Annotated in this window: 31 protein-coding genes; 14 read left to right on the top strand and 17 right to left on the bottom strand. The window is 40.7% G+C overall.

The annotated features are described in order from the left end of the window. Positions 1–11 precede the first annotated feature (11 nt). Positions 12–617 carry a UPF0758 domain-containing protein gene (locus WAE59_RS06230; RefSeq protein WP_337855074.1) on the bottom strand — a complete coding sequence of 202 codons (606 nt, stop codon included), beginning with the start codon at positions 615–617 and terminating at the stop codon, positions 12–14. Positions 618–880: 263 nt separating this feature from the next. Next, complete coding sequence (locus WAE59_RS06225; RefSeq protein WP_337855073.1) at positions 881–1,369, bottom strand: hypothetical protein; 489 nt, start codon at positions 1,367–1,369, stop codon at positions 881–883. 697 nt (positions 1,370–2,066) lie between these two features. Here WAE59_RS06225 and WAE59_RS06220 point away from each other — a divergent pair. Beyond that, complete coding sequence (locus tag WAE59_RS06220; RefSeq protein WP_337855072.1) at positions 2,067–2,375, top strand: hypothetical protein; 309 nt, start codon at positions 2,067–2,069, stop codon at positions 2,373–2,375. An 87-nt stretch (positions 2,376–2,462) separates the two neighbouring features. Continuing rightward, on the top strand, positions 2,463–2,819 hold the full coding sequence (locus tag WAE59_RS06215; protein WP_337855071.1) for a nuclear transport factor 2 family protein: 357 nt from the start codon (positions 2,463–2,465) through the stop codon (positions 2,817–2,819). Positions 2,820–3,181: 362 nt separating this feature from the next. On the opposite strand, the gene WAE59_RS06210 is transcribed toward WAE59_RS06215, so the two are convergent. Next, complete coding sequence (locus WAE59_RS06210; RefSeq protein ID WP_337855070.1) at positions 3,182–4,420, bottom strand: DASH family cryptochrome; 1,239 nt, start codon at positions 4,418–4,420, stop codon at positions 3,182–3,184. Positions 4,421–4,959: 539 nt separating this feature from the next. On the opposite strand from WAE59_RS06210, the gene WAE59_RS06205 reads away from it, so the two are divergent. Continuing rightward, positions 4,960–5,466 (top strand): hypothetical protein, encoded by a 507-nt coding sequence (locus WAE59_RS06205; RefSeq protein WP_337855069.1) that lies wholly within the window; start codon positions 4,960–4,962, stop codon positions 5,464–5,466. Positions 5,467–5,530: 64 nt separating this feature from the next. Further along, positions 5,531–6,370 carry a hypothetical protein gene (locus tag WAE59_RS06200; protein ID WP_337855068.1) on the top strand — a complete coding sequence of 280 codons (840 nt, stop codon included), beginning with the start codon at positions 5,531–5,533 and terminating at the stop codon, positions 6,368–6,370. A gap of 55 nt (positions 6,371–6,425) precedes the next feature. Here the strand turns inward: WAE59_RS06200 and WAE59_RS06195 are convergent, their stop codons facing one another. Together WAE59_RS06195 and WAE59_RS06190 are read right to left on the bottom strand one after the other, a co-directional pair. Next, the gene (locus tag WAE59_RS06195) at positions 6,426–6,719 is read right to left on the bottom strand and encodes a hypothetical protein (RefSeq protein ID WP_337855067.1); all 294 of its coding nucleotides are present in this window, start codon (positions 6,717–6,719) and stop codon (positions 6,426–6,428) included. A 120-nt stretch (positions 6,720–6,839) separates the two neighbouring features. Next, positions 6,840–7,106 (bottom strand): helix-turn-helix domain-containing protein, encoded by a 267-nt coding sequence (locus WAE59_RS06190; RefSeq protein WP_337855066.1) that lies wholly within the window; start codon positions 7,104–7,106, stop codon positions 6,840–6,842. A 366-nt stretch (positions 7,107–7,472) separates the two neighbouring features. Here WAE59_RS06190 and WAE59_RS06185 point away from each other — a divergent pair, with 366 nt between their 5' ends. Then, positions 7,473–8,357: a hypothetical protein gene (locus tag WAE59_RS06185; protein WP_337855065.1), complete on the top strand. Its 885-nt coding sequence runs from the start codon at positions 7,473–7,475 to the stop codon at positions 8,355–8,357. A gap of 732 nt (positions 8,358–9,089) precedes the next feature. On the opposite strand, the gene WAE59_RS06180 is transcribed toward WAE59_RS06185, so the two are convergent. From WAE59_RS06180 to WAE59_RS25835, 3 genes are all read right to left on the bottom strand, one after another. Next, positions 9,090–9,596 (bottom strand): hypothetical protein, encoded by a 507-nt coding sequence (locus WAE59_RS06180; RefSeq protein WP_337855064.1) that lies wholly within the window; start codon positions 9,594–9,596, stop codon positions 9,090–9,092. A gap of 31 nt (positions 9,597–9,627) precedes the next feature. Further along, positions 9,628–10,008 (bottom strand): hypothetical protein, encoded by a 381-nt coding sequence (locus tag WAE59_RS06175; RefSeq protein WP_337855063.1) that lies wholly within the window; start codon positions 10,006–10,008, stop codon positions 9,628–9,630. 92 nt (positions 10,009–10,100) lie between these two features. After that, a complete protein-coding gene (locus WAE59_RS25835) occupies positions 10,101–10,274 on the bottom strand; it encodes a DUF4184 family protein (protein WP_443147249.1) in 174 nt (57 codons plus the stop codon). Positions 10,275–10,318: 44 nt separating this feature from the next. Here WAE59_RS25835 and WAE59_RS06170 point away from each other — a divergent pair, with 44 nt between their 5' ends. From WAE59_RS06170 to WAE59_RS06160, 3 genes are all read left to right on the top strand, one after another. After that, positions 10,319–11,167 (top strand): helix-turn-helix domain-containing protein, encoded by an 849-nt coding sequence (locus WAE59_RS06170; protein WP_337855062.1) that lies wholly within the window; start codon positions 10,319–10,321, stop codon positions 11,165–11,167. 114 nt (positions 11,168–11,281) lie between these two features. After that, positions 11,282–11,701: an OsmC family peroxiredoxin gene (locus tag WAE59_RS06165; protein ID WP_337855061.1), complete on the top strand. Its 420-nt coding sequence runs from the start codon at positions 11,282–11,284 to the stop codon at positions 11,699–11,701. 29 nt (positions 11,702–11,730) lie between these two features. Continuing rightward, positions 11,731–12,048, top strand: coding sequence for a hypothetical protein (locus WAE59_RS06160; RefSeq protein WP_337855060.1), 318 nt, complete (start codon positions 11,731–11,733; stop codon positions 12,046–12,048). A gap of 212 nt (positions 12,049–12,260) precedes the next feature. Here WAE59_RS06160 and WAE59_RS06155 read toward each other — a convergent pair whose 3' ends face one another. Continuing rightward, on the bottom strand, positions 12,261–13,478 hold the full coding sequence (locus WAE59_RS06155; RefSeq protein ID WP_337855059.1) for an FAD-dependent monooxygenase: 1,218 nt from the start codon (positions 13,476–13,478) through the stop codon (positions 12,261–12,263). Between the two features lie 113 nt (positions 13,479–13,591). On the opposite strand from WAE59_RS06155, the gene WAE59_RS06150 reads away from it, so the two are divergent. Beyond that, the gene (locus tag WAE59_RS06150) at positions 13,592–14,293 is read left to right on the top strand and encodes a DUF1826 domain-containing protein (protein ID WP_337855058.1); all 702 of its coding nucleotides are present in this window, start codon (positions 13,592–13,594) and stop codon (positions 14,291–14,293) included. 81 nt (positions 14,294–14,374) lie between these two features. On the opposite strand, the gene WAE59_RS06145 is transcribed toward WAE59_RS06150, so the two are convergent. The 3 genes from WAE59_RS06145 to WAE59_RS06135 all read right to left on the bottom strand — a co-directional run bounded on the left by WAE59_RS06145 (position 14,375) and on the right by WAE59_RS06135 (position 17,260). After that, positions 14,375–15,190 (bottom strand): helix-turn-helix domain-containing protein, encoded by an 816-nt coding sequence (locus WAE59_RS06145; protein ID WP_337855057.1) that lies wholly within the window; start codon positions 15,188–15,190, stop codon positions 14,375–14,377. Next, positions 15,191–16,162 (bottom strand): aldo/keto reductase, encoded by a 972-nt coding sequence (locus WAE59_RS06140; RefSeq protein WP_337855056.1) that lies wholly within the window; start codon positions 16,160–16,162, stop codon positions 15,191–15,193. It lies immediately after the preceding gene. 75 nt (positions 16,163–16,237) lie between these two features. Further along, the gene (locus WAE59_RS06135) at positions 16,238–17,260 is read right to left on the bottom strand and encodes an LLM class flavin-dependent oxidoreductase (protein ID WP_337855055.1); all 1,023 of its coding nucleotides are present in this window, start codon (positions 17,258–17,260) and stop codon (positions 16,238–16,240) included. 158 nt (positions 17,261–17,418) lie between these two features. Between WAE59_RS06135 and WAE59_RS06130 the strand changes: the two genes are divergently transcribed. Beyond that, entirely contained in the window at positions 17,419–18,060 is a 642-nt protein-coding gene (locus WAE59_RS06130) for a hypothetical protein (protein ID WP_337855054.1), read from the top strand. A 77-nt stretch (positions 18,061–18,137) separates the two neighbouring features. Here WAE59_RS06130 and WAE59_RS06125 read toward each other — a convergent pair whose 3' ends face one another. Then, positions 18,138–18,851, bottom strand: coding sequence for a type 1 glutamine amidotransferase domain-containing protein (locus tag WAE59_RS06125; protein WP_337855053.1), 714 nt, complete (start codon positions 18,849–18,851; stop codon positions 18,138–18,140). 217 nt (positions 18,852–19,068) lie between these two features. Between WAE59_RS06125 and WAE59_RS06120 the strand changes: the two genes are divergently transcribed. Next, positions 19,069–19,362 carry a hypothetical protein gene (locus tag WAE59_RS06120; RefSeq protein ID WP_337855052.1) on the top strand — a complete coding sequence of 98 codons (294 nt, stop codon included), beginning with the start codon at positions 19,069–19,071 and terminating at the stop codon, positions 19,360–19,362. 299 nt (positions 19,363–19,661) lie between these two features. Beyond that, positions 19,662–21,026 carry a hypothetical protein gene (locus tag WAE59_RS06115; RefSeq protein ID WP_337855051.1) on the top strand — a complete coding sequence of 455 codons (1,365 nt, stop codon included), beginning with the start codon at positions 19,662–19,664 and terminating at the stop codon, positions 21,024–21,026. Between the two features lie 67 nt (positions 21,027–21,093). On the opposite strand, the gene WAE59_RS06110 is transcribed toward WAE59_RS06115, so the two are convergent. Further along, on the bottom strand, positions 21,094–21,765 hold the full coding sequence (locus WAE59_RS06110) for an ATP-binding cassette domain-containing protein (protein ID WP_337855050.1): 672 nt from the start codon (positions 21,763–21,765) through the stop codon (positions 21,094–21,096). After that, positions 21,762–22,064, bottom strand: coding sequence for a hypothetical protein (locus WAE59_RS06105; protein WP_337855049.1), 303 nt, complete (start codon positions 22,062–22,064; stop codon positions 21,762–21,764). Before WAE59_RS06105 ends, WAE59_RS06110 begins: the two co-directional genes overlap by 4 nt. 110 nt (positions 22,065–22,174) lie before the next feature. Here WAE59_RS06105 and WAE59_RS06100 point away from each other — a divergent pair, with 110 nt between their 5' ends. Beyond that, positions 22,175–24,016, top strand: coding sequence for a hypothetical protein (locus WAE59_RS06100; protein ID WP_337855048.1), 1,842 nt, complete (start codon positions 22,175–22,177; stop codon positions 24,014–24,016). A gap of 9 nt (positions 24,017–24,025) precedes the next feature. Here the strand turns inward: WAE59_RS06100 and WAE59_RS06095 are convergent, their stop codons facing one another. Continuing rightward, complete coding sequence (locus tag WAE59_RS06095; RefSeq protein ID WP_337855047.1) at positions 24,026–24,580, bottom strand: DNA-3-methyladenine glycosylase I; 555 nt, start codon at positions 24,578–24,580, stop codon at positions 24,026–24,028. 301 nt (positions 24,581–24,881) lie between these two features. Then, positions 24,882–25,424 carry a hypothetical protein gene (locus WAE59_RS06090; RefSeq protein WP_337855046.1) on the bottom strand — a complete coding sequence of 181 codons (543 nt, stop codon included), beginning with the start codon at positions 25,422–25,424 and terminating at the stop codon, positions 24,882–24,884. Between the two features lie 398 nt (positions 25,425–25,822). Here WAE59_RS06090 and WAE59_RS06085 point away from each other — a divergent pair, with 398 nt between their 5' ends. Next, complete coding sequence (locus WAE59_RS06085; RefSeq protein ID WP_337855045.1) at positions 25,823–26,407, top strand: DUF1543 domain-containing protein; 585 nt, start codon at positions 25,823–25,825, stop codon at positions 26,405–26,407. Positions 26,408–26,430 lie beyond the last annotated feature (23 nt).

Here is a 26,430-nt window from a genome sequence, read left to right as displayed (position 1 = left end):
CGAGCCGAATTTTAAATGGCCTTTAATTGTACCGGTATCGGGATAGGCAATGACATCCTTCTGCCGATTTCCAAAGCGGCCAGGATGTTTACTGCCTTCGCATCTCCAATTCCCGGGAACTTCTTCAAAACATCAGGCGAAAGGCGCCCAAGTTGACGAAGATCATTTTCTACTGAAACCAAAATCTTTTTGGCCAGATCAACTGCCGTAAGGCGCTTGGTACCTGAACCGATCAGTAACGCGACGAGTTCGGCATCGGATACCGACCCGGGGCCACCTTCGATCAGCCTTTCCCTTGGCCACTCTCCTAGCTCCCAGCTTTTGATGCCTCGATTGGATTTAAGACTAACATAGCTGGGTGTGGGGCGCTGTAAGGATTCTTTCTTCTCCCTTTCAGCTATACTGCTAAATAACATGGAAAAACTTTCAATCAAAAAAAGAAAGTCGCGTTCGAAGATTACAACAGAGTTACGGCTGAATTTATTATCACCTTGTCGCTCTGAGCGGGTAATCTTCAGGTATCTGGAGTTATTTTCCGACTGGGCGAAGTCAATGAAATAATTCAGGCGTCCGTCGCCGAAAGTTTCGCTTTCTAAAATCTTGCTTTTGTTTCTCATCGCTTGAGCTTTTGATGAGACAAATCTGTGATATGGAAAGTTGAAGTACGAGAAATACCCGCGTAATAAACGGTTTTACGCGGGTATTTATTTTAATAAATAATAATTCTAGAAGGTGGCTACTGACCTGCTATTGCTAATCTCTCTAGATATCAGTAATGCAACACTATTATAATTTTTGACCTGAGTTAGCATCCACCTTAAGCGTGTCACCGAGGGAGCCACTTTTCTACACTTTTTTTTCCGAACAATTGGATGATCCGCTACTCGAAATCACCGGGTTCCCTATTTTTGAGTTTCAAAGCAGATTTGGCCTTTTTTGCATCCGCTGATTTCTCAAAGCAAGTTGAACGGCTTCCATCTGGGTTCACCAGAACCTTACCGGCGATTACTGAATGAGTACCATCTGGATTGACGAGCACAGTACCTGAAATGACTGAATGGCTACCATCAGGGTTAACAATGACAGTACCGGTTAACACGGAATGGCTTCCATCTGGGTTTACCAGAACGTTACCGGCGATCATTGAATGAGTACCATTTGGATTGACGAGTACATTACCCGCAATTACCGAATGACTACCGTTAGGGTTCACAATGACATTACCTGAAATGACTGAGTGGCTGCCATTAGGGTTAACAATGACATTACCGGTTACCACGGAATGGCTGCCGTCTGGGTTTACCAGAACGTTTCCGGCGATCATTGAATGAGTACCATTTGGATTAACGAGCGCGTTACCTGCAATCACCGATGGCTACCGTTAGGATTTACAATGACATTACCTGAAATGGTTGAGTGGCTACCATCAGGGTTAACAATGACGTTACCGATTACAACGGAATGGCTACCGTCTGGGTTTACTACTACCTGCGTCTTTCCTACTTGGTGAGAAAAGCAAAGTACCAAAGCGGAACAGAAAATTAATTTGATCATAAGATTTATTATTTGTGTGTTTAATAAAAATAATGCAAAATCTTCTGGGATGCAAAGTGTGATGGTCACAAGTCTGAGACCATCACAACTTTCCGGTATTCGTTGAAGCAGGGTCTACAATTCCCTTATGTTTTGACTGCTTTCTTCAATAATTTGTTCCTTCAAAAACAGCTCATATATATCACTAAATTCTTGTAAATCTTGAAAGAAATGATCGGAACTTTGCACCATCTCGATCACGCGATGGGACAAGACAGATAAATTCTGACTTGTCCCATTTTTGCTTTATTCAAAATGGGACAAATCAGAACTAATTTGGCCCATTAGTAGAACACCATAACTCAACTTTCACTTTCTGAAATTTATGCGGTTGGATGTGTCCGTCAACGATCAGCAAAAAGTATGGCCGGTACTTCATATGCCATTGAACTAAACTGGATTTGCAGGATTGATAAATAATATTTATCATTACTTAAAACAAAGATAATGAACAAGATACCGACACTTTATGAATGGGCTGGAGGGATGCCTGGTTCTATTCCACCTCAGAAGGAAGTCACTATAAAATGATCCAGCACCACATTGGCAAACATTTAACAGAAGACCAGCGGAAACAATGGATCCATCTTTTGATCGAAACCGCAGACGAACTAGCCTTGCCGAATGACCCGGAATTCCGCTCCGCGTTCATGGCTTACATAGAATGGGGCACCCGTCTGGCACTGATCAATTCCAATCTGGATGAAATTGCTGTCGGCGAAAATGAACCAATGCCGAAATGGGGATGGGGTGTTCCCGGCGGCCCATATGTTGCCTCATAATTACAACGGAGAACAAATTGTCTTTACGCACCTTTTCTAAACTATATGTCGGCTAATTCTGTTTTATTGATATTAAATAACTGATATATGGAAAACTTGTTGGCCGTAGCACGGCTATTCTCTGGCGGAAAATTCGATGAAGTGAGTGACCGACTTGCTCATGAAGTCGAATTTCACATCTATGAAGACCAAAAACATTTGATCGGAAAAGCGCAGGTGCTGGAATTTTGCAAAGGGATAGCGGACTATTTCTCCACCATTGATACCGACTTTCGGGAAAGCGGAAGTTTGGTTGGAGAAGGCAAAGTAGTCATCTATGGTTACGGTGAATTTAAAAAAGATGGTCAACTGGTCAATGCAGTCCATTCCTGCGATGTTTATGAATTTAACGACGACGGTATGATCGCGAAAATTCATTCTTATTGCAATTCAGGGCAGCAGTAAAATACCTGCAATTGGTGCATCATTTAAACATTCGGACTTAATGAGTGTTTAATTCAGCCAATGCCAATCCTAACCCCTTCAAGTTTTAAGACGATTAGTAGTAGAAAATCATCGCATCCTCTAGAATTTAATCTTTTAGGGATAGTTGGTAGTCATTGCTGCTGATGAAGTATCACAACCGAATAAAGGGCGCTAACGTTTTAGACCTGGTTATCGCCTGCTTTTCTAATCAGGTTGATCGCCCTGGTCCATTTATCGTATACTTCAATAGGCTTCGGGTAAACCGGGATGTCGAATTCCCAGGGAACGAGTACTTCAATATCGTTTCTGTCCGCAAGTTCAGGTATCCACTTCCGGATAAATTACTGTGCTTTGTATTTATTGGACTGGTGGACGGGATTGGTGTACCAGATCTCAAATGTCTGCATATGCCAGTTCATCCAGTTGGAACTCACATCGTAGTCAATCAACTTGCTTTCAAAATACGCTGCTCCCCAGGTCCAGTCAATCTTTAAATCGTGTGTCAGATAACTGGCACAGTTTACCCTGCCCCGGTTACTCATGTATCCCATCTGATTCAGTTGCCGCATGTGGGCGTCTACAAAAGGAATTCCCGTCTGGCCTGAGCGCCATCTCTCAAACTTCGTAGCATCATTTTCCCAAGCTATTTCTTTGTGCTTATAGCCCTTGGTCTTAAATATTGCAGTTCCTAACCGCATCCCCTTGAATGTAAAGTAGTCTCTCCAAACCAATTCAAAAACCAGCCACCAGGTACTCTGGTTTTTCTTGATTTTTGATTCGTACGCTTTTACCCGCTCATAGATTTCCCTGGCGGAGATGCAACCCAAAGCCAGATAGGGCGAAAGTTTTGAACTGTAATCCAGACCGTCTGATTTGTTTCTGCTCCATCTGTATCCTGTCAGCAGTTCGGATTTGAACGTATAATATTGCAGCCTTTTCAAGGCCGCAGTTTCGCCACCCTCCACTAGTGGCTTTGCATCTTGATATTCCTTTTCCTGAAACCCATAAAGCTTATAAGAAGGAAACCTTTTTGTTTTTACACCCTTAATAGCATTCAATTTGGAAGGCGGGTCAATAGTTTGCCTTGGCTCGGCCTCACGTCCGGCAGGAATTCTATAGGCTTTGCTGGTTAGTGGGATTTTAGCAATCTTAAAGGGTATATCATCTTTATGGTAAAGCGTTTTTCCCCAGAAAAAATGGAACTCCAGGGCCGGAAGTCGATCCATCACCGCCTTAACCAAATCCAATTCGTAAGGCGCATATTCCTCCTCTCCATAAATATCAGTTATCTCATAGGCTTCAACCAACTCGGGTATAGTATCCATTGCTGAAGTTTCTCCGATAACTAAATGTCCGTCAAGAGATTCCAGGTTCTTCCTTAAATCAAGAACAGACTGATGCATAAACTTAAACCGGACAGCGTCTTTTTTTCGGAAGCCAAGTGCTGATTTTTCATAATCGCTTTGCTCAATACAATAACAGAAAACCAAATTGCTGCACTCCTGATGAGCCCTAATCAGGGCTTCATTATCGTGCAACCTTAGATCGTTCTTAAACCAAACCAGACCCCGTCTTTTCATTTTAAAATTTTATGTGAATCAAACTATGCAAATGGTCATGAGCCGCAGGGTTTGCATGATTAAAAAGAACTAAACGAGAATACCAGCCCTCTTATGAGCATGAATAAGAGTATCTATGCGAAAAGCAACTGAGATTGACATTAGGGTTTTAAATTAAGTTTCCTGCGTTTCGGAATCCTTATCTCGTTGGACAGCTTCAGCCTTGATCGCCGCTAGTTGCTGTTCTACCCATTCATTAACTCTTGTAGGAGGACATGCGGCATGTACTTGGTGAGATTTTTCGAAGTTCATAATTCGTATCATTTGTTGAAATACCAAACAAGTGTTCACAGAAATGGTTTGACAACGCTCCAGCCATAAATTCAATTCATTGATCTCCAAGAGCAAAATTTAAATCCTAAGATAAGTCTGTCCAGGAAAATCTGTATTTCATCAAACCCTTCTACATATCCGTAACCAAAAAATGCAAACATTTTCCCAAATAGAAAGTTATCACTAGCAACAATCAGAAAGACGATAAATACACTTACGTGCAAAAAATGTCAGCCATCATTAAATACCTCGTTTGCGCTTCGCTATTGTTTTCGCTGAACCTGAAAGCCCAAGGCAATCGGGATGAAGCACAATTCCGACTCCAAGTCAAAAAATTGCAGACACTAATAAAAGTCAGAGATTTTAAGGGAATAGGCCTGATGATGCACTTTCCTTTTTTCACCGCAAAAGCTGAACTTAAGAACGAAGAATATCCGACAGACCCGATCAGCGTTAAAGAATATCCGGCCTACCGACCAGAGGTTTTCAATTCAGATGTGATCCGACTATTGCCTGAACTTTCAGAAGCGCAGCTGAGCGAGATTGAAGGGAATACCGACCTTTATTTCGCGGAACTTAGAAAACTCACCGATCGTGGCAGTAAAATGTATGAACTTTATATTCAGTATCCGGAACCTGGAACTGGGGCTGAAAGCTATTTTTCATTTACCTTCGGTAAAATTAAGGGCCGCTACGAGTTGATAGCCTACTATGGCAAATGGCCGGTACGTTGATCAATACCCGGTTCATCAGCAAAACGAAAGTACCAGCCAATTGTTTGTATCCAAAACAATGTAAATGAGCAAGAAAAGCAGCACTCTACTGATCCTATTGAAAATGAGCTCCATCTTTTCGATCACAGCATTCAGCTGGTGGTTTTGGTATGCTGATTTAATAACGCAAGCAGGACAAAGGCTTAATATGGATAGCCCCCTGCCCCTGTCTCAATGCATTCTGATCTTATGGTGGGGATTGCTCCTGCTCGTTATTGCAGATCTGCTATTTCGAAAAAAAATATCAATTTATGCCCTACCTGCTGTTTACGCTTTTTCATTTTTTACCGGAAATGACGCGCTTTGGGCCAGCGAACTCGTATGGCAGAAACAGGAATTGATGACGATCCTACCGCCCCTTATATTTATATTATTATTTGCGGTAGTCATTTATCGCGCCGATCCTACAATGAAGTGGATGTACGGCAAAATGACATCAACAGGCGAGCCTCAGCCCGGGAAATGGAATGAGCTTAGTGGTGCCAATAAGACGTTTACTATTATAGGAATAACTGTCGCTTTCGTTTTTGCCATGTATGTGCCTTGTAAGGTAAATTTAACTATTGGATACCTTTCCGCTGCCGAACCCGTAATCAAGCATGCAAAGGTTATTGGTGCGGGTTCAACACGGGGAAAATATTATTACCACAGATACTGGCGCCTCATGATTGATGGTAAGGAAGAAAAATTCTGGGTTTATGCCGCGGCTAAAACGGAGCCTGTAGCGGCTCATACGTGTTCAACTAATCCAGACCCTGAGCCTGGCTCAGAACTGAAAATCCAGGGCCGCAATGGCATATATGGTTTCGCCTACGACAAGGTCCTCTGGATCAAAGGATCAAACGGCGCGATTATCTGTGATTGAGCTAAAACATCCTGCTTCCGTTGAACATAGATTCCAGTCAAATACTATCACCCTATCAACTTGTTAGCTCATTACTTTTTATTCGTTTGTAAAGTTCAATTATTATCCAATTAAGTTCACTTTGATTGCACCAATATTCCTTAATTTGACCATAAGTTTCATATTTCGAAATGTTAAATCCCTCTTCAATGTCATTGTAATAGATAACCTCAGTTCCAAAAATGGCGACAACCCAAAATCCACCTCCCTCGGCTCCATATTCTTTCTCCTCCCATTTTTGAGGTGCTATTTTTATTAAGTTCCAAAAGTTCAATAATTCATCCTCAAGTTCTAACTCTCCACGCGACACGTATTTTTCTAATTCGCTTAACGAAATTGGCGCCCACATATTAAAAGTCGTAAACAGTTACTACCATGTTTTTTCTATCAAAGTAGCGGATTGTTGCATCTCCCTTTATATAAGTTATATTCATTTCTTTATCTGTTGTGTATTATCATATTCTTCATTGAAAAACTCGCTTAAACTGACACTGAAACAATTCAAGATAGTAATTAATGTACCTATGGTTATATTGGCATTTCCTGCTTCATATTTACCATACTGCGAACGGTTTAGATTATTTTCATAAGAAAATTTATCTGGACTAGTATAGCCCTTGGATTTTCTTAGATTTTTAAGCCTTAAGCCTATTTTTCTGAGCTCTTGTTCACTTGTCAAAGGATTCCTATTTGCCATAAAATAAAGTAAAGCAAATACTCCATTTTTGAACACTCCATAAAAAGAGTATTTTTATTTGGAGTATTTTAATTATCTCCATATCTTAGGCCACGAATTAATTGAATATGTGAAAATAAACAAGCAGTAAAGTATTAATGGTCTTGCGGTTGCATTTCTGAAGCCGTAACGCAAGACAGCAGAATGCCCAGCCTATTTTCTAATATGCTATATTTGCGTATTCTTAAAATAGGTGCGGGACTGCTGTTCACTCGTGTTACGTAAGGCTTCAGAAACTTTTATGCAACCACGATATGCAGTTCCGCACCTATTTCTGCATCTCCAAGACTCATTTAAAATGCACTTAATAAAATGAGATCAATATATATGGAAATGCAACCTCTATCAGCACTCAATAAACAATCAAAGTCTTTTAATAGATTAATCAGATTGTTAACCTGGAAGTTTGAGCCACAACAGCTTTTCTGTTTCGCCAAAATTAGTGTCTATCAAGAAAGCAGTAGTAGTTTCACAGCTAAGAGAGAAAATGTAGATTGTCATTATTGCTTGTTAATGGTGACAACATCAGATGTACCAACAGCACATACTGTGCAAAAATTCATCAACGCACGCTTTAAAACTGGTGGGATCACAGTGCTCTGTCATAGTCAGAAGAGGGTTTCTAATGCGATCAAGGCTAAGGATAGGTTCTTTGTAACCATATATGGTCATGCGCAGTTACTATACAGCTGTAATGAATTGTTACAGTCTGAATACATCAGAAACTTCAGTACTTTAAATGCCTTAACAAAGGCTGAAAGGAAATTCTCACATTATATTGCGCTAGCCGATGCGTTCTTTGCCGGAGCAACACACTGTTTTAAAAACGGCGAGCATACTGTATGTGCAATGATGCTTCATCATACTGTGGAACAATGTATAATGTTGCTGGTAAGCCTAAATTTATCTTACAGAGTAGAATCATACTCCCTGTACGATTTACTAAGACTATGCAGTAGTTTTTCAGATCAGCCACAACAGTTGTTACTAGCCACAACAGAAGATAAACGGCTGTTTGAAATTCTGATCAAAGGCCGATCAGGTGTAAATTGCGGTATTCCTTCTCCAGTAGGAGAAAATGATGCAAAGCAATTATTGATCCGTGTATCCACCTTTATAAAGTTGACCAGACTGATGTGTAAAGACAAAATTGAGCGCCTAAAGTTGGAAACATTGTCCTATGGGCAACCTAATCAGCATGATATCAATTAATGAAACCAATTAGAACTGAGAAAGAATGCGAGGATGCTCTGGCTCATGTATATAAGTTGATGCCAAACTGATAGTTGTTGGAGGATTCTTCCGGTAACAAAAGGTCAACAGCTTTAAGGTGCAATTTTCCAAACATTCGAAGTTCAAGTCCTGTTACATTAAGCAACATGAACATAAATAGTGGAACAGAACTGAGCTTTATTAAAAGTAGCTACAAAAAGAAGGTGAAGAAAACCATATTTACCTTTTGGTTGCTCAATATTCCAATGAGTGTTGTGCTCTACGTCATTTATCGAATGGTAATTGCCGACACAGATTATGTTGAAGGTAATTTCCTTGAAAATGTTTTGCAAATTTTGGACATCACATTAAACTTAGCTTACTCATTTGCCTTTGTCCTCGCAATTTTATTCTGTTCGCTTACCATCTTCTTAAACACCATAGATAAGATCAGAAATAAATTTTATCTGTCATTACTTACATTCATCGGGATACCATCATTTTGTGTCGTTTTTTTATCAATCGCTATACTCACCGATATCCGGCTATATAGTTTCAGTTCGATAGGAAATCTCCTAAATTTTTCGATGATTTATCTAATCTTTACAATGTTGGAATTTTTAATGTTTAGAAGGAAAATTGATCGGTTAATGCTAAGATTGGAGGTTTCGGAGATAGTAGACACCGTATTCTGAAAATAGAGGTCAAATTATTTATTACTTAACTTAAGGTTCAGCAAGTTTGGTTAAACATGTCACTGTTCTGCAGCCACGTGATTGCTCTATTTGTTACCAATCCTCCTATATTATCTTTAGTAGCCTCTGGAACATAATCCTGATAAGTTTCGCCATAGTCTAAATCAGCCCATGCCCAGTAAAGTAGATAAAAATCGAAAATTGGCTTTTCATAATCAAAAGCTAGACCTGTCGAATACAAAGCCTTTAGATTGCTTTTAACATCTATGGATCCAGCCATTTTTTCAATGAAAGTTCGGCAGTACGCAACAATTGCATCGTGTTCTTCTGGCAACGTAATACCCAACTCAATGAAAGAAGAGAGAAGATATTTTTCTGCTTCAAAGAAGTTTGTCGGTTTGGTAATTCCCGCAAGTATGAGCAATGAAGGTGTGTCGTAGCCCAGCGAAATCATTTCGAGAGCCCAATCGACAGCCTGATCGCTATTGAAATCTTTAAGATGCTGGTACGCTAGCATCTTGCTTGTTAAATCACTTGTACGCATGATGGTCGAAGTCAGTTACACTGTCATATGGTTATTTCTTTAAATCTTTATATACAATCTTCACCCCATCTATTTCATTCGCTTTTTTAAATATCCTTAATTTTGAATTGAATGAGATTTCCAATTTTTTTTCACTTAACCAAGTTAAGTTTATCGCATTTGAATCCATTTTTACAGAGTTATGGTCAGAATCTACGATGAAAACATTTCCCAACTCCGCATCGGTTACTTCAAAATATGCATTTTCCAGAATTACATGCAGCGAATTATCAGTAGTTGCATTCCCACTATTCATAAACACCGTAGCTTTTTTTGCTTTTTTATGATTATAAGCTTCTTTCAACAGCGTGAGAGGACTGTCTTCGAAAATCGGAGTACAGGAATTAAAGCAAAATATGAGAACCAGCATCATAAAAAATTTGGTTGACTTATAATGAAATAACATATAATTTATGTTTATGCTAGCTCTAACAAAGTGTGGTTAATTGAAAGCAATTTATGATTTTAACACTGATTTTTCATCATTACTTTCTTAGTTGAACCAAAACCATTGGGGAGCCAGAAAATTCCAAGAATGGTATGGCTAAAATTGCTTTGGACTTCCATACGTAGGAAATATTCAAAATCTGGAGTCAGACTTCCAGTTGTATTGCAGCCATGGTTTTGTTGGTTTTGCATTGCTAATATATGGATTATAGCTTTTGTTTTGGTAAATTTGTTCAATGGCAATCGAGCGTAGAAAAATTGATTTATTCGGAAAGCAGTTCATTCAGAAATTAGTTTTTGACGAAGATTTCCAGTATGACTACCCTGTTTCGGAGCAGGCGTGTTTTCTGTATATGCTGGATGGCGGCATTCGCTTTCAGTTTGGAGAAGATTCATTAGATATTCCCGTTCATTATTCATTAATGCTTAATTGTCTGTCGGGTGGAAAGCGAATTCAAAATTCGGAAACTGATGCCAAAGCTGAGGTGGTGATCGTTACTTTTCATCGGGATATTCTTCAGAAAATTTATGAAAAAGAACTACCTGAATTACTTCAAAAACCAAAAAACATTGTTTCCAATCTTAGCAACGAGAGGATAAACAGCGATTTTCTCATTCACAAGTATATCGAAGGACTGTTGTTTTATTTCGAAAACCCAACCCTGGTGAATGAAGACATCCTGATATTGAAGCTAAAAGAAATCATTTTGCTACTGTCCCAAACCAAAGATGCGGGCAACATCCAGGTAATCCTTTCCCAATTGTATTCGCCAACAACTTATTCTTTCAAACAAATCATTGAAGCTAATATTTTTGAACCGGCAAGTATTGATGAACTGGCTAGAAAGGCCAATTTGAGTGTATCTTCATTTAAAAGGGAATTTACCAAAGTCTATAACGACTCCCCTGCCAATTACATCAGGACAAAACGACTGGAAAAAGCGGCAGATTTACTTCGCATTTCCGACAAGCGCATTTCCGACATCGCTTTTAGTTGCGGCTTTCATGACCTGGCCAATTTCACGAAAAGCTTTCACGATAAATACGAGACTTCTCCATCGAATTACCGTCTTGAGCACAAATAATTGCTAATTGAGCCAAATCACCAAATCTTTGAACTGATTTACAAAATGATTGCCCCATTGGTATTGCAATTTTGTATTGTCAATAATGACAAACAACTTTAAAATACAATCAAAATGAAACGTACAGCAAAAGCACACTGGGAAGGAACAATCAAAGAAGGTAAAGGAAACCTGACTACACAAAGCGAAACGCTAAATCAAACCAATTACAGTTTCAAAACCCGTTTTGCCGATGGGGAAAAAGGAACCAATCCTGAAGAACTTCTGGCAGCCGCACACGCAGGATGTTTTACCATGGCTGTCAGTTTAGCCTTGACCGAAAAAGGCATCAGTCCAAAAGCATTAGACACTACTGCCACTTTAACGATGCAAGGTTTTGACATCACTGGAATTCATCTCGCCATTAGTGGGACCGTTGAAGGAATATCCGCCGAAGAATTTAAGGAAATAACTCAGGGCGCTGAAAAAAACTGTCTGATTTCAAAGGCTTTGAAAATTGAAATCACTTCTGAAGCCTCACTTACAAACGCTTAACCTACTATTCATTTCGAAATAAAAAATTTATGGGACTATCCGCTTTAGGCATATTTCATACCGCTATCGGTGTCATTGCCATTATCTCCGTCGCTGTATCTTATGTTCGATTTGGCAAGATTGATTTAAGTAAATCTGTAGGGAAAATTTATTTTTATTTTACCCTGATCACTTCATTAACCGCCTTGGGATTATCAAAGCATGGCGGTTTTAATCCAGGGCACGCCTTATCGATTATCGTCATAATTTCGGTGGCAGCAGCCTACTTTCTTTTGCAAAACGCACTGGAAATACGCGTGCCCGTTGGGAAAACTTCTTTTTATCATTTAGTGTTTTTCTTTCGATGATTCCAACAACCAACGAAACCTTGACCAGAATTCCAGTGGGCCACCCCTTTGCATCCAGTCCGGCTGATCCTTTAGTTGCCAACTCTTTGCTCGTGATTTTGATAGTATTCGTTATCGGTTCTGTTTATCAATTTTTGCAACAACGGCAGTTGAATAATTAAGGGCTTAATCACTTCTTAATAAAAAAAAGTAGGCAGAAGGTCTGCTTTTTTTTATTGTGTTCTGATGTTATACCCTAAATTCTTGTAATCAGGCAATTCTATTTCTTTCCTGGGCTCCTTTTTTCTGCGGCTGAGTTTCCCAATTAACCATTTTACAGGTTTGCTCCCGACCGTTGTCACCAGCTTGTTTAATAAGAAAACACCAAATTTGCTGGTAGGATAAACTGCCCAGGGAATTCCGGGTGGCAACTGCTGGCATTTTTCCACGTAGGGCCGCATGATGCTTTCATAAGCGCTGAACGCCTGGCCGATATCTTCTGCTTTATACAGTTCACCGGCGAGAATGTATGCTCCGGCCATGGCCAGGTCTGTACCCTTTCCGGCAATAGGCGTCGCACACCAGGCAGCATCACCGGTGACCACTACCCTACCAACACTCCAGCTCGAAGCCTTTACCTGGCTCACCCTGTCGAAATACAGGTCCTTAGCTTGTTTTATCCCTTCTATGATTCTATCGGATTCCCAACCTGTACCTTCAATACGCTTGATCAAAACTTGTTTCTGCTGTTCAATTGAAAGCCCTCTGTACTCATTTTCTCTTGCAAGGAAAGTGACGGAGGCTCTTGCTTCTCCGTAATTATCAGGTCGGATAAGATAGACAATGCCAGTTGGTGCATTGCACCAGCGAGCCCATTTACTGTCAGTTGATCTCTTAGGAATAGTCAGGTACGCCGAATGTAAGCCCAGGTATTTAAAGTCTGGTTGACGGCCAAATGCTAGCTCAGCAGTTTTAGAGCTAATACCCTCTGCTGAAATGAGGATATCAAAGGTTTCTTGCTTTCCACTCCTGAATCCAATCTCAACTGAATTTTCTGTCTGTTTTATGCTGGTAACGTGATCACCAAACCGGTATTCGACCTTATCCTTAGATTGCTCATATAAAATCTTAACCAGGTCGCCACGTAAAATTTCCAGCTCCTGTGTAAGCCCTATGGATTCACCCGTTGGAAACTCCGCAACAACCTGGTTTTCCACGTTTACAAAGCGGGTGCCGATTTCGGTGGTATTTCTATCACGGATTTTCTCTTCAATTCCCATCATTCCGGCGATTTCCTTTGCCGGACCTTTAACATCTATATTTTGTCCACCCAATCTGAGTTCCGGTGCTTTCTCAATAACGGTCACTTCAAATCCATATTCGGCAAGCCAATAAGCAAGTGTGGGCCCTGCTATGCTGGCACCGGAAATCAGAATCTTTTTGTTTCTCATAGTTCGTCAACTGATGCCTTTGATCAGGCCTTCGCATTGGGTTAACAAACCAGGGCGTCTAAAGTTGGGAGATAAAAACCTAAATTTACAATTCACTAAATTCCTATATTGGCATGATGATAGATTTATCTCTTGTAAATGAGCAGGTTCACCTTGTTAGAAACTTTAAAGAACTTGTTTCCACGCCATTCCATGGGGAAATGAATGCGATTTGCTGGGAGCGTGAACTGAAGGGTGATTTTGCTGAGCTGGTGAATAAGGTGTCTCTGGATGGAAGTATGGCAACCCTGGAGCTTGAAGATCTCCTTGAGCTTCAATTGACTGAAGAAGGAAACCTCGCCCGAGACATCCTTATGCACGATCTGGAATTATTAAAGCTACATGGCGCATCGCCGGTTCTCAATGTGATTGAATACTATGAGAGAGATGATGCGTACCCATTCTTTCCAACCGATGTGTATTCTTTCCATGTAGATCGCTCTCCCATCCCCGCTGATACTTTCCTCTGCACCTATTATGGCGCGCCAAGTGAAATATTGCCAAATGCGCAAGCTCAACAGAAGGTGCTTGTTCCAGAAATACGTGAGAAACTAAGAGAACTGTATAATGGAGCAGACGATGGCTTTGAAACATTCCTTACTGAACATTTCTTTGATTTGCATTATCAAGCCAAACCTTATGCAAGACCGATCAGCTTAGGCACTGGTCATATATGGAGACTTGCGATAGATCATCCTGAAATGCAATCGCTGCCATGTGTTCATCGTGCACCATTGGAAGCGACTGGACAAAAAAGATTACTAATGATCTGTTAATCAATTGGGCTGATCTGATTAATTTGTATTCTGTCATGTCGTCCTCTTTATGATTTAAATTCGAATTAGTAGTGGATATAATCAAATATAATCAATTTCCGTAGGTGCTACTCCGAACTTTTTCTTAAAAGAGTTTGAGAAATGTGACAGGCTTTCAAAGCCTAAATCCAGGTAAATGGCTGAGGGTTTTTGATGCTTGGTTTCAATGAGGTACTTTGCTGCATTGAGTCGCTTCTCCTGTAACCAATGCCGGGGTGCGGAACCAAAGGTTTTTTGGAAGTCGCGTTTGAAGGCTGCAAGGCTACGACCGGTTAGCTGGGCAAATTTTTCAATTGGAACGTTGAAATGAAAGTTACTGAGCATGAACTTTTCCAGGTCGATCTTATGAGGCTCTGAAAAGTCGAATAAAAAGTTGCGGAGTGCAGGCATCGCAAATAAAAGTAATTTAACACCTTCCTTCACTTTCAAAATACCCATCTCATCCGTCATCGTTGCTCCTGAGCTTCGGGCATACGGCACTATGGATTGAAAATAGCCCTGCAGGAATTCATTGGATGGAATCAAGATGTTTGGCGGACCGACATATTTGCGGTCTGTCTCAAGTTTCTCTTCTAACACGATCTTGCGGAGCAGATCTTCCTGCAGGGATATCACGATTGTCTCATAGTTTCCTCCGGGCAGCGGTGTTTTGGTAAGCGTACCCAACTGGTTTTTGCGGATCAACAGCATTTCTCCTCCTCCCATGGTGAGGGTTTGTCCAAGTGTTTCCATTTGAAATTTCCCTGAAACCTGTAATACCAGGGTATGGTGGTTCCAGAAACATACTTTTTCTTTCCGCTCTGCAGAGAGGTAAGAATAGAAAATTACACCGGGAAGGATTTCTGCTGGACTGATCATTTAGCGCTGTAAGTATGTGCCTCCGTGTATAGCACCTATTGCGAAAGTAGTATTTAAAGTATTCATTTCTTCCGGCGTAAATACAATATTCAAGGCTTCAATATTTTCCGGCAAACGCGACCTGCGACTCATACTTACCAACGGCATGATATAATTGCCCTGCTCTTTTACCCAGGCAATGGCAATCTGTGTTGGCGTATACCCTTTATCGCTGGCCAATTGCTTCAATACCTCTACTTTTTCCAGATTATGAATCAGGTTTTCACCTTGAAAACGGGAAAAGTGGCTATGGTAATCGTTTGCTGCAAGCGGGGCTTTCATCTCACCTGTCAATAAGCCTTCGGCAGTATTGGCGAAAGCCACCACACTGATTCCCAATTCCTTTGCTGCAGGCAAAAGTTCATTTTCGATCTGACGATCGGCTAAGGAATAACCTATTTCCAATGCGCTTATGGGATGGATACTATTGGCTACGCGGAGTTGATCGGCTGTAATTTCCGATACACCAATGTTTCTGACTTTACCTTCTTTAATCAGATCAGCAACGGTTCCAATGATGTCTTCTACCGGAACGCTACCATCCATCCGGCTGGGTTGGTAGAGGTCAATGGTTTCAATCCCCAGACGGGTCAGTGAGTAATTTATAAAATTCTTGATCGCGACAGGTCGTAAATCGAGTCCGATCCACTGACCGTTATGAAAAATAGCGCCAAATTTTACGCTGATGAAGGCATCGTCCCGTCTATCTTTAATCGCTTTACCAATTAGCATTTCGTTGTGCCCGGCGCCATAAAAGTCTCCGGTGTTTAAAAAATTAATGCCATTGTCCAGCGCCTCATGGATTGTCGCAATGCTCTCTGTTTCGTCAGGCGTAGGTCCACCCCAAATGGAAGACATACGCATGCAGCCAAGGCCAAGCTTGGAAACCAATGGGCCATTTTGACCCAGTTGAATTTTTGTGATGTTGTTCATGATACAAAGTTCCGGTTTCAAAGCATCGAAGGGTTGCCCCTACAGCTCAGATATTTTGTCTGTACGGCTCATTAATTATTTCCAACCTAATGCAGGAGCTACATGCTCCAAAATTGCAGAGAGCACATGAATATTGTAATCGACCACAAAGGTATTCGGTATGGTCAGCAAAAGTGTATCTGCTTCATGTATCGCCTCATCCTGAGCCAGTTCTTTGATGAGCTGGTCGGGTTCTGCAGCATAGCTCTTGCCAAATACTGCACGCTGGTCAGCTTCTATGTAGCCAAAGCTATCGGCGCTTCTTCCCTGCTGACCGAAATAATACCTGTCCTGGTCATTTATTAGTGCAAAAATCGAACGGCTCACTGAAACCCTCGCTTCGCGCTCGTGTCCTGCCTTTTTCCAGGCTTCTTTATAGAGCCTGATCTGTTCGGCCTGCTGAATATGGAAAGGTTTACCATTTTCGTCAAATTTCAGCGTAGAACTTTGTAAATGCATACCTTTCTCGGCCGCCCAAATTGCAGTTGCATTAGAAGCAGCACCCCACCAGATGCGTTCCCGTAGTCCTTCAGAATGAGGCTCCAGGCGCAACAGGCCCGGTGGATTCGGGAACATTAGATTGGGATTCGGTTGTGCAAACCCGTCACCTTTTAGTTTGTCCAAAAATTCAAGGGCTTTCTGGCGGCCCATATCTGCATCGTTTTCTCCCTCGGAAGGCTGATAGCCGAAATATCGCCAGCCTTCAATCACCTGCTCGGGTGAACCCCGGCTTAGCCCCAATTGTAATCGGCCACCGGATATCAGATCGGCTGCACCGGCGTCTTCCACCATATACAAGGGGTTTTCATAACGCATATCAATAACACCAGTCCCGATCTCTATCTTGCTGGTTTTCGCCCCAATTGCCGAAAGCAGGGGAAATGGCGATGCCAGTTGACGTGCAAAATGATGTACCCGGAAATAAGCACCGTCCAAACCTATTTCTTCCGCAGCCACAGCCAGATCAATGGATTGAAGTAAGGTGTCGCCTGCGTTGCGTGTCTGGTACGAGGGATGGTCAGACCAATGCCCAAATGATAAAAATCCTATCTTCTTCATATTTGATGATTTAATTCAAATGTAAGAATATGGCTGCAGCGTAAAGGTCACTGCTTTGTATAAAATTGAAAGCTAATAAAATAAGCAGCCCAAAATATAAAGCGGTTTTTTGCAGATTTGTCAGTAGCTTCATGAAATAGTCATGTGTTCATTTATTTATGCTTAGACCATCAGATCAGGAATATAAGATTAGCAAAAAAATTAAACTAGCTGAGGCATGTATTGATGACACATTCAAGCCCCTGGCCGATTGGATCGATGCTAAGTTTCATGTTAAGGTATTAAATATAGTTACCGACACAATCAATGGTGGCACGCTTAGACTCCAATTAATTTTTGAGCATCAAAAAGATGCTGATAAATTTTTATTAAAGGATAAATTCAGCCAATCCTCCCGTAAAGGAAAAACAATTGCAAAAAAATATCATGAACTTTTTAAGAATGCATCCGTAGATTCAATTCTGGTGCTAATTTATGCTTTTGAACCCTTGGCGAGAGTGGAAGCTGTAACCAGTATGCCTGCAAAAATACGAGATTCATTCAAAGACAGGTACAAAGATATGCTCTGGGAGATCGCTGTTTTTGGTGAGTACGTAACGTTTTTCTTTTTCAGCAATGAGCAGTTGAAAAATGCGCAACAGCATGGTACAACTTCATTAATCAAGCAAGAATTCTACGCTCTGCTAAAGCCATATGATAGGTTCAACTATTTAAAACTGGAAAATTTCAATGCTATTTTTGACAGCAAGGAAAATTTTGACCAGAATTACGATAGCAATTGGAGATGGTACTATTCCTGATGAATACCCTTATCCGACAGAGGCTATAGACTGGACTACGCCGATATGCTGGTAAAGGTATTCAAAGGATTGAAAATCTAGCTTGAATAGGGATTTTCTGACGAAGGCTGAGCTTCCAGCAATTGAATCAATGCTTGCGCAGTGGGTCCTGCAGACAGTGGATTCTGACCGGTAATGAGCAGACCATTAGTTTCTACATGGGAAAGGAAAGGTACCAGCGCTGTTTTCACTTCTGCGCCCAACTCCTCGAGACGGCTTTGCAGCTGATAAGGGACATTGCCGCTTCGTCCAACCATGGCTTCCTCGGTATTGCTAAAGGCGGAAATGGTTTTGCCTTTTAAGAATCCAGGTCTTTGCCTCTCCGCACTAATTAGTGCAGCAGGGCCATGACAAACCGCAGCGACCGGTTTACCGGCATCCAGGAAATCCAGGATCAGAATGCCACTATTGTTGTCTACAGCAAGGTCCCAAATTGGACCATGTCCACCCGGATAAAATACCGCATCGAAATCTGTATGTCTGATCTGGTCTAGCACAGTAGTCTGACTGAAGGCCATTTTAACCTGCTCATCATCCTGAAACCTGCGGTTGGAGCCCGTAATATTTTCTGTCAACTCACTCATCGGGTCAACTGGCGGCCTTCCTCCTTTCGGACTTGCCAGACTCACCTGGTAACCCGCATCTATAAATTCGTAATAAGGATCGGTGAATTCGCCCAACCATACTCCTGTCTTACTATCAGTATTTTCCATCTCGCTATGCGAGGTCAATATCATTAAGATCTTTTTCATGTTGTGTTATGTAAGTAGCACTATAACCCCTGGAATGCGAGAAAGTTTCCGCTATCAGGGCCTGAAGAGAAATTACATAGAAACAGTACAGTAAGGGATTTATTAGTCCGAATCATACAGTTTTAATAATCTCCAATTAGGTTAAACCCTTGTTGACAAGCAGTCTGAGGACTGATCCTTTCCGGGCACGGTTAATGGAAGGTGATAGGAAAAACATATGACCTCAATAAACAATGTACAGCCTTTAAGTCCTGAAGCTTTATTTGACATTCTTAAAACGGAATTTCCTGCATACGTAAATGAATTGCTAGGCAGCAATCTGACAGTGGAGTTTGCACATGTATCAGATATAATCAATATTAGCTTTCCAGAAATCATTGAAGGTAATGCGTTCACACTAACTGTGGGTGACGACAATATTGAAGTGACAGACCACACCACAGAAGGCACCTATAACACTGAACTTCTGAAACAACACCTGACTGAGTTCACAACTTTAAAAGCAAACTAACAGCAGCTTTTTTCTTATTTGTCCTTAGAAGATGAGGATTGGTTTCTAAAACTTTCCCCGTCTTCTAAGAACTATTCGCCAAACTCGACCCATTTCTTCTGAAAATATACCCTAGCTGTTCGCTTCTTTCCTCTTCCAATGATCGTCTCTATAAAAGATTCGCATTGCCCGGTATAATTTAAAGTCGATCTGAATCAGAGAAGTAAATTGGATATCGCATTACGAATGTCACCATGGGAGAATGACTAAAAAGGCATCTTTTTTGTAGCACTTAGCATTTTTAACCTTATCCCTATTGTATGAAGCAGCTTCAGATCTTTTTGTTACAAACCTTAGTTGTATTTACTACTGCATTATCTAGCTCCTGTCAACCTTCCAATGCCTTCCCTGGTGTATATGCTGGAGTAAAATTGAGTCTGAATCCACTTGGTGGTGGAATGAACCGGACCGATGATGTCATACTCTTTAGAAAGGATAAAACTTTTACAGATCAACTGGAAAAAAAAGACTGGAAAACTGCGGTAAGAGGAACATATGAGATTAAAGGGTCCAATCTTTATTTGCGCTATAGTAATGGAGATAAAGAGGAATATGCCATAACAAAATCTGGAAATCTGGACGCGGGTACACATGTGCTATTCAAAATGGAACTAGACAATTCTGTTCCCAAGGGATCTTATGAATTCAAATTCATCAGCGGCAGCGGTGGGATCGCTACGGGCACTACCTACGTGGGATCAAGTTCGAAAAGAGAACTCAATTTCGATGGAGCCGGTAATTTTAGTACGGATCGACAGTCCACTACAGTGATTGCCGGCGACAATATTGGTGGTGGGACCAATTCCAAAAGTGATGGAAAGGGTAAGTATTTGCTGAAAGATGGAACCTTAACGCTGAAGTATGATAATGGAATGACCACTACACATAGCTTCTTCGCCAGTGCGGCGAAAGGTAAGCATAAAGCAATGGCTGTAATCGATGGCAGCTTCTACTTTATGGGTGATGAAAATAACAACAAAAAGCTACCAGAGACCAAGTCAAATCCCGAAGCCAATGCCAAACTCCCTACAGCTGATCAAATCCTTGGAGCACTTAGAAAAAAATACGGCGGCGCTGCTTTAGATGCAATAAAAACGTACACTGTTCGGGCTGAATTTAATGGAATTAAGCTGATCTCCTATAATGATCTGCCCGGAAATAGATTCAGAAATGAAATGTATCTGCAAGGGAAACTCGTTGCCGTAGAACAGATCGGTCCCAAGGGTGGTTGGCTTTGGAACAATGGGAAAAAGACCCCGAGTACTCCTGAGCGATTAAGGGAAGTAAAATACAACGATTACACCGGCGTGCTGGGGCTACAACAAAAATACAATACGGCGTTTGGTAAGGGCAAAGTAGAAGCGACCAAAAATGGCTATGCTGTCGGCTTTGAAGTGGATGGGAATACATTTGTTTATTTACTGGACAAGGATTACACGATTATCGGGGACAGCTATCAGATCGGCAAGAGCAAACAAATGAACAGCTACAGTAATAACAAAACCATCAATGGAGTGACGATGCCTTTTACCACTATTTCCAGCAGTGGAGAAAAAAAGGTAAAGATCAATTATCAGCATATTGACATCAATAAGCCGTTAGCAACTGCCTGGCAGGAACCTTGAGTGCTTACTTCTGCTTCTATAAACCCATTTCACTTTATATTCAGGCAAGCATGATAAACACCTGCAATCATCCCAGCCTTTGACTTTTAGGCAGGTAGCCAAAATCAACTAAATCATTGAACTCCCTGATGACTTTAGTGTTCCCATTATCTAACAATACAATTCTGTCCGAAATGTCCAATACATTTTTGTAATCGTGGTCAGTTATAATGACCCCGATACCTTTGGCATGAATCCGGATGATATCCTTTAAAATTTCAATATGAAGTGGAGAAATACCATTGAACGGTTCGTCTAACAATAAGTATTTTACATCCGAGTGAATCAGTAGCAGAATTTCCAAAATTCTTTTTTCACCGCCAGACAATTGCTGTACTTTCTTATCTAAAAATGGCTTAACAAACTGATGTGCTGTTAAAACAGTTGATTTTTCCCTGGAGCAGAAACACGCAATAATACTTTTTATACGGATATGATTAGGCAAATAGTTGTCCTGTGAGAGGTAATGGAGCAATAGTCTGTTTTCATAAAGCGAATTGATCTTCTTACCATCAATGGATACAAATTTATTGTCTGCACTTAGGGTACCGAAGATGATTTTCAATAAAGTGGATTTACCAGATCCGTTTCGTCCCAGGAGACCAACAACCTCACCGGGTTCGCAAGAAATAAACACATCATTGAGAATCTGTCTGCTACCGATTTGTTTTCTTACGCTATCTACATGCAATCCACTCATATTAGAATTAATGCTAATCCGAAAATCAAACCAATTATTATTGTACTTAGCCATAAGATGAGCCTGCTAAGTCCGAGATTATGATAAAAATAATATTCCTGAGGACTCCTGAGTTCATAACTGAAGTAATGGAATACCGGGAGTAAAAAGATAAGAGATATTCCGATACCTGTCTTCCAGTCTACACCAGCCGGTCTAAAGTACGCAATGAGTATAGAAAGTGCCAATGAGGGGACGATGAGTTTGGTATAAAAAAAGTAAATGCCCCGCAGAATACGCATATCGTCTTTATCATTCATTTGAATTACAAGTTATCAATTATTTTATTCATTAACGGTAAACCTCAATCAATATCACTTTATGGCCTGGCAATTGCTTAAGATTGAAAAAGTAATTATCTCTCCTATCAATGAAAAAAAGAAACCTATTCGGATTCATCATCTGTGTATCCGCGCTCTTCGCTTGCAGCTCCTCCCCTTCACTGGAAGAAAAACTAGAAAAACTGGACCAGGAACGAGAAGCATTTTTAAAGAAAATTGAAAGTATCAAAGACGACAGTCTGCGGAATGACGCCAAAAAATTTGGTTCTATGTTATTCTTCCTGAAAAGAATAGACCTCGAAAACCAGGAAAAACCAAAAGACACTGTATATGAAGAGAATCCATTTCAAATTATGGATCAATATCCGACTGTAGCAGGTTTGACGACAGCATATATGAATAGCATCCTTGTGGAAAATAATGCAGATTATTCCAGTAAAAGGGTATTGAACATCCATTATCCTTTTGCTTTACCTTTTCAACAGGACATGAATTGGCGGACAGTGACCTTCGCCAACAACGCACAACATACGATCAGCGATGCTTATAATGAAACCTTGAATGCCATACAGGTAGTCAAGACCAACTGGAACAATAATCCTGGATTGGAGATCACCTATCCAGAAAACACTGATCCGGTCACCTCAGAACCTATAGGCATCAATGGGACCATAGATGTTGTAGTCCCTAAGAACGTACTTCAGTTTAAGTTTTCGAAAGATGAAACCGGGGATACTCAGGAAAAATCTGGCGTAAAGGTTAAACTCGTCAACGTGAAGGGCCACATGGTCAACGTAAAAGTAATCAATTCCAATCCGGTTGACCCGGCTGTAGATCCTGATAAAATCGAACTGATCAAAGTGATGGCCCGTGATGAAACAGGAGGTTTTCTGGACCAAAGCGGCTCATCTACAGGATCAGATGAGCTCCTCGAGCGCTACAATAAGGTTCTTGAACAGATGGTAGCAGAACCTAAAGACATTAAAAAACTGCAAAAGCAACTGGAAGACGACGATGCAGCATATGAGAACAAATATAAGAACACGATATTTTACAAGACCTATTATCGTGGTGCAGTAAATGAAATCATTGTTTATGTACTAGATTATTCGAAAGCTACCAAAGTTAGCAAACAACTCAACCTGAAGACCTATTCGTTCAAAAATGATGTGGAGAACAGGACTATTGAGGACATCCCAGTTCCTACTACTGTATATAACCTCGCACTTGCCAAACAATTGTCGGAGAAGGCGGAAATCAATGCTGCGGATCTACAAAAACTAATGGTCATCGACCAGCAGGCGTATGAAAAATCAACTGGAACGGTGAGCTATGAATCCAATGCCCAGTTAACTTTTCGCTATCCCCAGGTATTGAGCACTATGTTCTTATCGGACTTTGAACGCTACGGTAAATTGAAGGAAATTAAATTCATGACCAGCAAAGGCGGATCTGAAATTAAGTATCCAAAGGATTCTGTAGATTTTGATGACGAATATGTTGAGCGTGCAGGAAAGCCATGGGCAGAATACACCGTGAACCGAATCGAATATAACCCCACAAAATTTTCTTCCAGCCCTAAATATGTGACCGGAACCGTAGAAGTAAATCTTTGTAATGTGAAAAAGTCCAGCTTTCCAGCCTCCCAACTGCCATCAGGCATTCGCATCAAGGGAAATATGCTCATCATTGATGAATCTGTGGCCGACAACCGCAGCCTGTTTTATGTGAAAGACCGCAATGGAAAGTATTTGAAAGAACTATGCGCCATCAGCTATAAAACTGTGGAGGGAGCTGGATATAAACGTGAAAACGTGCATTACTACTACGGAGCGCCGACAACGGTGGAACGCTATGATAAAGGAGAGCTGAAAACAAAGGATTACAAATTTGCAACAGAACTGGTCGAAGCAAAGAAACCTAAGAAGTAGCTAAGCACATCACTTTCTTCGGCTCCACATCGGATTCTCTTTTAAAATTTTTTGGTTTATCTGGCAGTCGGCTGAGTGCGCCCCTGCCAGATAACCTATACTCATAAGAAATTCGTTGACAATTTCCCCTCCTGTAAATTTGAAGGTCTTCTTGAATAGTTTTACCCATTCTTGTTTGCTTTTAGGGTGATTGTATTCCAGCCATTTTTCAAAAGAACCAAATTCTTCCTGTAAGCTTAGTATGGTTTTGGCATTTTCTATAGCGGCATTTATCTTCAATTTATTCCGTATGATTCCTGCATCGTTCAATAATCGTTCACGGTCGGCTTCCGTATAGGCTGCAATCTTGTCGATCTCAAAATTGCTATATGCCATTCTAAAGGCCTGCTCTTTTTTCAGGATGGTTTCCCAACTTAGTCCTGCCTGGTTGATCTCTAAGATAAGTCTGCCAAACAATTCATTGTCATCGTGTATTGGAAACCCATAATGATTGTCGTGGTAATTTTTATGCAACAGCTTTCTTTCTTCCGGTTGCATGGTATTTATCGCGCTGCAGTAACTCATTTGGAATAATGATGATTGATTATACTCCAAACTTACGGAATAAAAAAATTGGACTTGCTTATTGGATTTAAAATACACAGCGAAGAAAAAAGGCAGTACCTGGTGGTTAGAAAAAAAGAAAGGGTTGTCGCATCCACGTACACCCCTTTTCTAACCAAATATAAACCTGTATGAACGGGTTTTTTACCTTAATTGCGATAGTCGTTAGCATCGACTGTCGCAATTATCACTATAATAACGACGTTAGATATTGATTTATTACCTAGTGTTAAAAATACACTAACAAAAATTTCTAATAGTACTATTGGTACTGTTCCTGAAGGCCTTTAGCGATCTGTTTGATAAATAAATAATTGATGGTCCCTCCAATGGCAGCACCGGCAATTGGTACCAATCGCTGTGCAGTTTTGGAACCCAATTTCAATAGCATCTTCTCAGCCACTTCTTCCATGATGTTTTTTGAAATGGCCAGCTTTGTATCTGCTTTCAATGAAGAGGCCACAATTTTGAAAAATTCTTCAAATGGAAACCTATAGTTTCCGGTATTGTGATAGGCAATGGCCATCGTTACCCTAAATTGCTGGGTGATGAGGTTTAGCACATCTAAAGGTACACCGATCATCATAGTGGTGATGCCGCCAATTCCGGTGACTACTCCTGATCCGGCAGCCATCAAGGCACATTGGTTTACAAAGCGCTGAATGCCCATTTGGTCCACCCCCTTCTTAATGCTGAACTGATCGATCTGGTTGAAGATCTTTTCAAACCCTCCCTCAGCGAATTCACTAAAACCCTTTTTTAAATCTTGTTTAATTTTACGGCCATTCAATGCTGGAATTCTCATATCAATTAATTTGTGTCTAATATGCTAGTGCTACTATCATGCCATAGATCAAAATAATTTTAGTTGGATATAATAATCTGAATTTAATAGCGTCTATGTATATGAGAGCGTTAATTTAGATAAGCGGGAGTGGTCGGATTGATCATTCCCGCTTTTTTTAGATGCTTTTTAGGTTATGTAAAGAATTGCTGATCACCAGCCGTAATGTAAACCTTTTCATTGGCTGTTCCTCTTTTATCAGTTGGATGCAAATTGGTATTAATGCATATCCCACAGGATCCTCAGCAGGTCTATGACATTGAGTCCGGCGCCTATGATAATCTTCTAACCGAAAACAATAAGCTGGGCTAAGTCGTTATCTGCGTGGTACACTTATGTTACGAAGATAATTTAATTGCATGGATCAAGATACAACAACTCAGAACAGACCAAAACTTTATATGGTGTTACTAGGCTCAAAGGCTCCCAAAAGAAATGTAGAACAACATGATTATTTTTTCGGGATTGCGCATTCATTGAAAGGGCTGGTTCCCCAACTTAAAGCGTTTTGGCCAGAAGCGGGAAACAGTTTGCACATTGATGGCTGGCGGGAAATTAGTGAGGTTGATGGTTATGAAATATCTGTAATTCCTAAAAATGAGCACCCACCTGTATCGACCAATCAGCTCTTTTTTATCAATCTCGGGGGATATCAATCTGGAAAACTGGAAGAACAGCATTATACGATCCTATGTGTAAAACCGGACAAGGTCCAAGCCATTCAGGATGCCAAAAGAACTATATTCTTTAAATCAAATTCTATTAAAGGTGCAAACTCCCATATCGATGAAAAGTACGGAATCGATGTTGATGATATTTACCGGATGGAAGATATTCTAAGTGCAGACCTGAAAGCGCAGTATCAGGTTGTCATTTCAGAAAACAGTGGAAAAAACCTCCAAGATGAAATCCATCTGGGCTACTTTAAACTGGACAAGTTATAACAAACCATCCTGAATGACACAGG

This window comes from Pedobacter sp. GR22-6 (assembly GCF_037402555.1).
Lineage (GTDB): Bacteria > Bacteroidota > Bacteroidia > Sphingobacteriales > Sphingobacteriaceae > Pedobacter.
The sequence above is the reverse complement of the archived record's forward strand: the minus strand, read 5'-3'. Positions and strand labels throughout refer to the sequence as shown.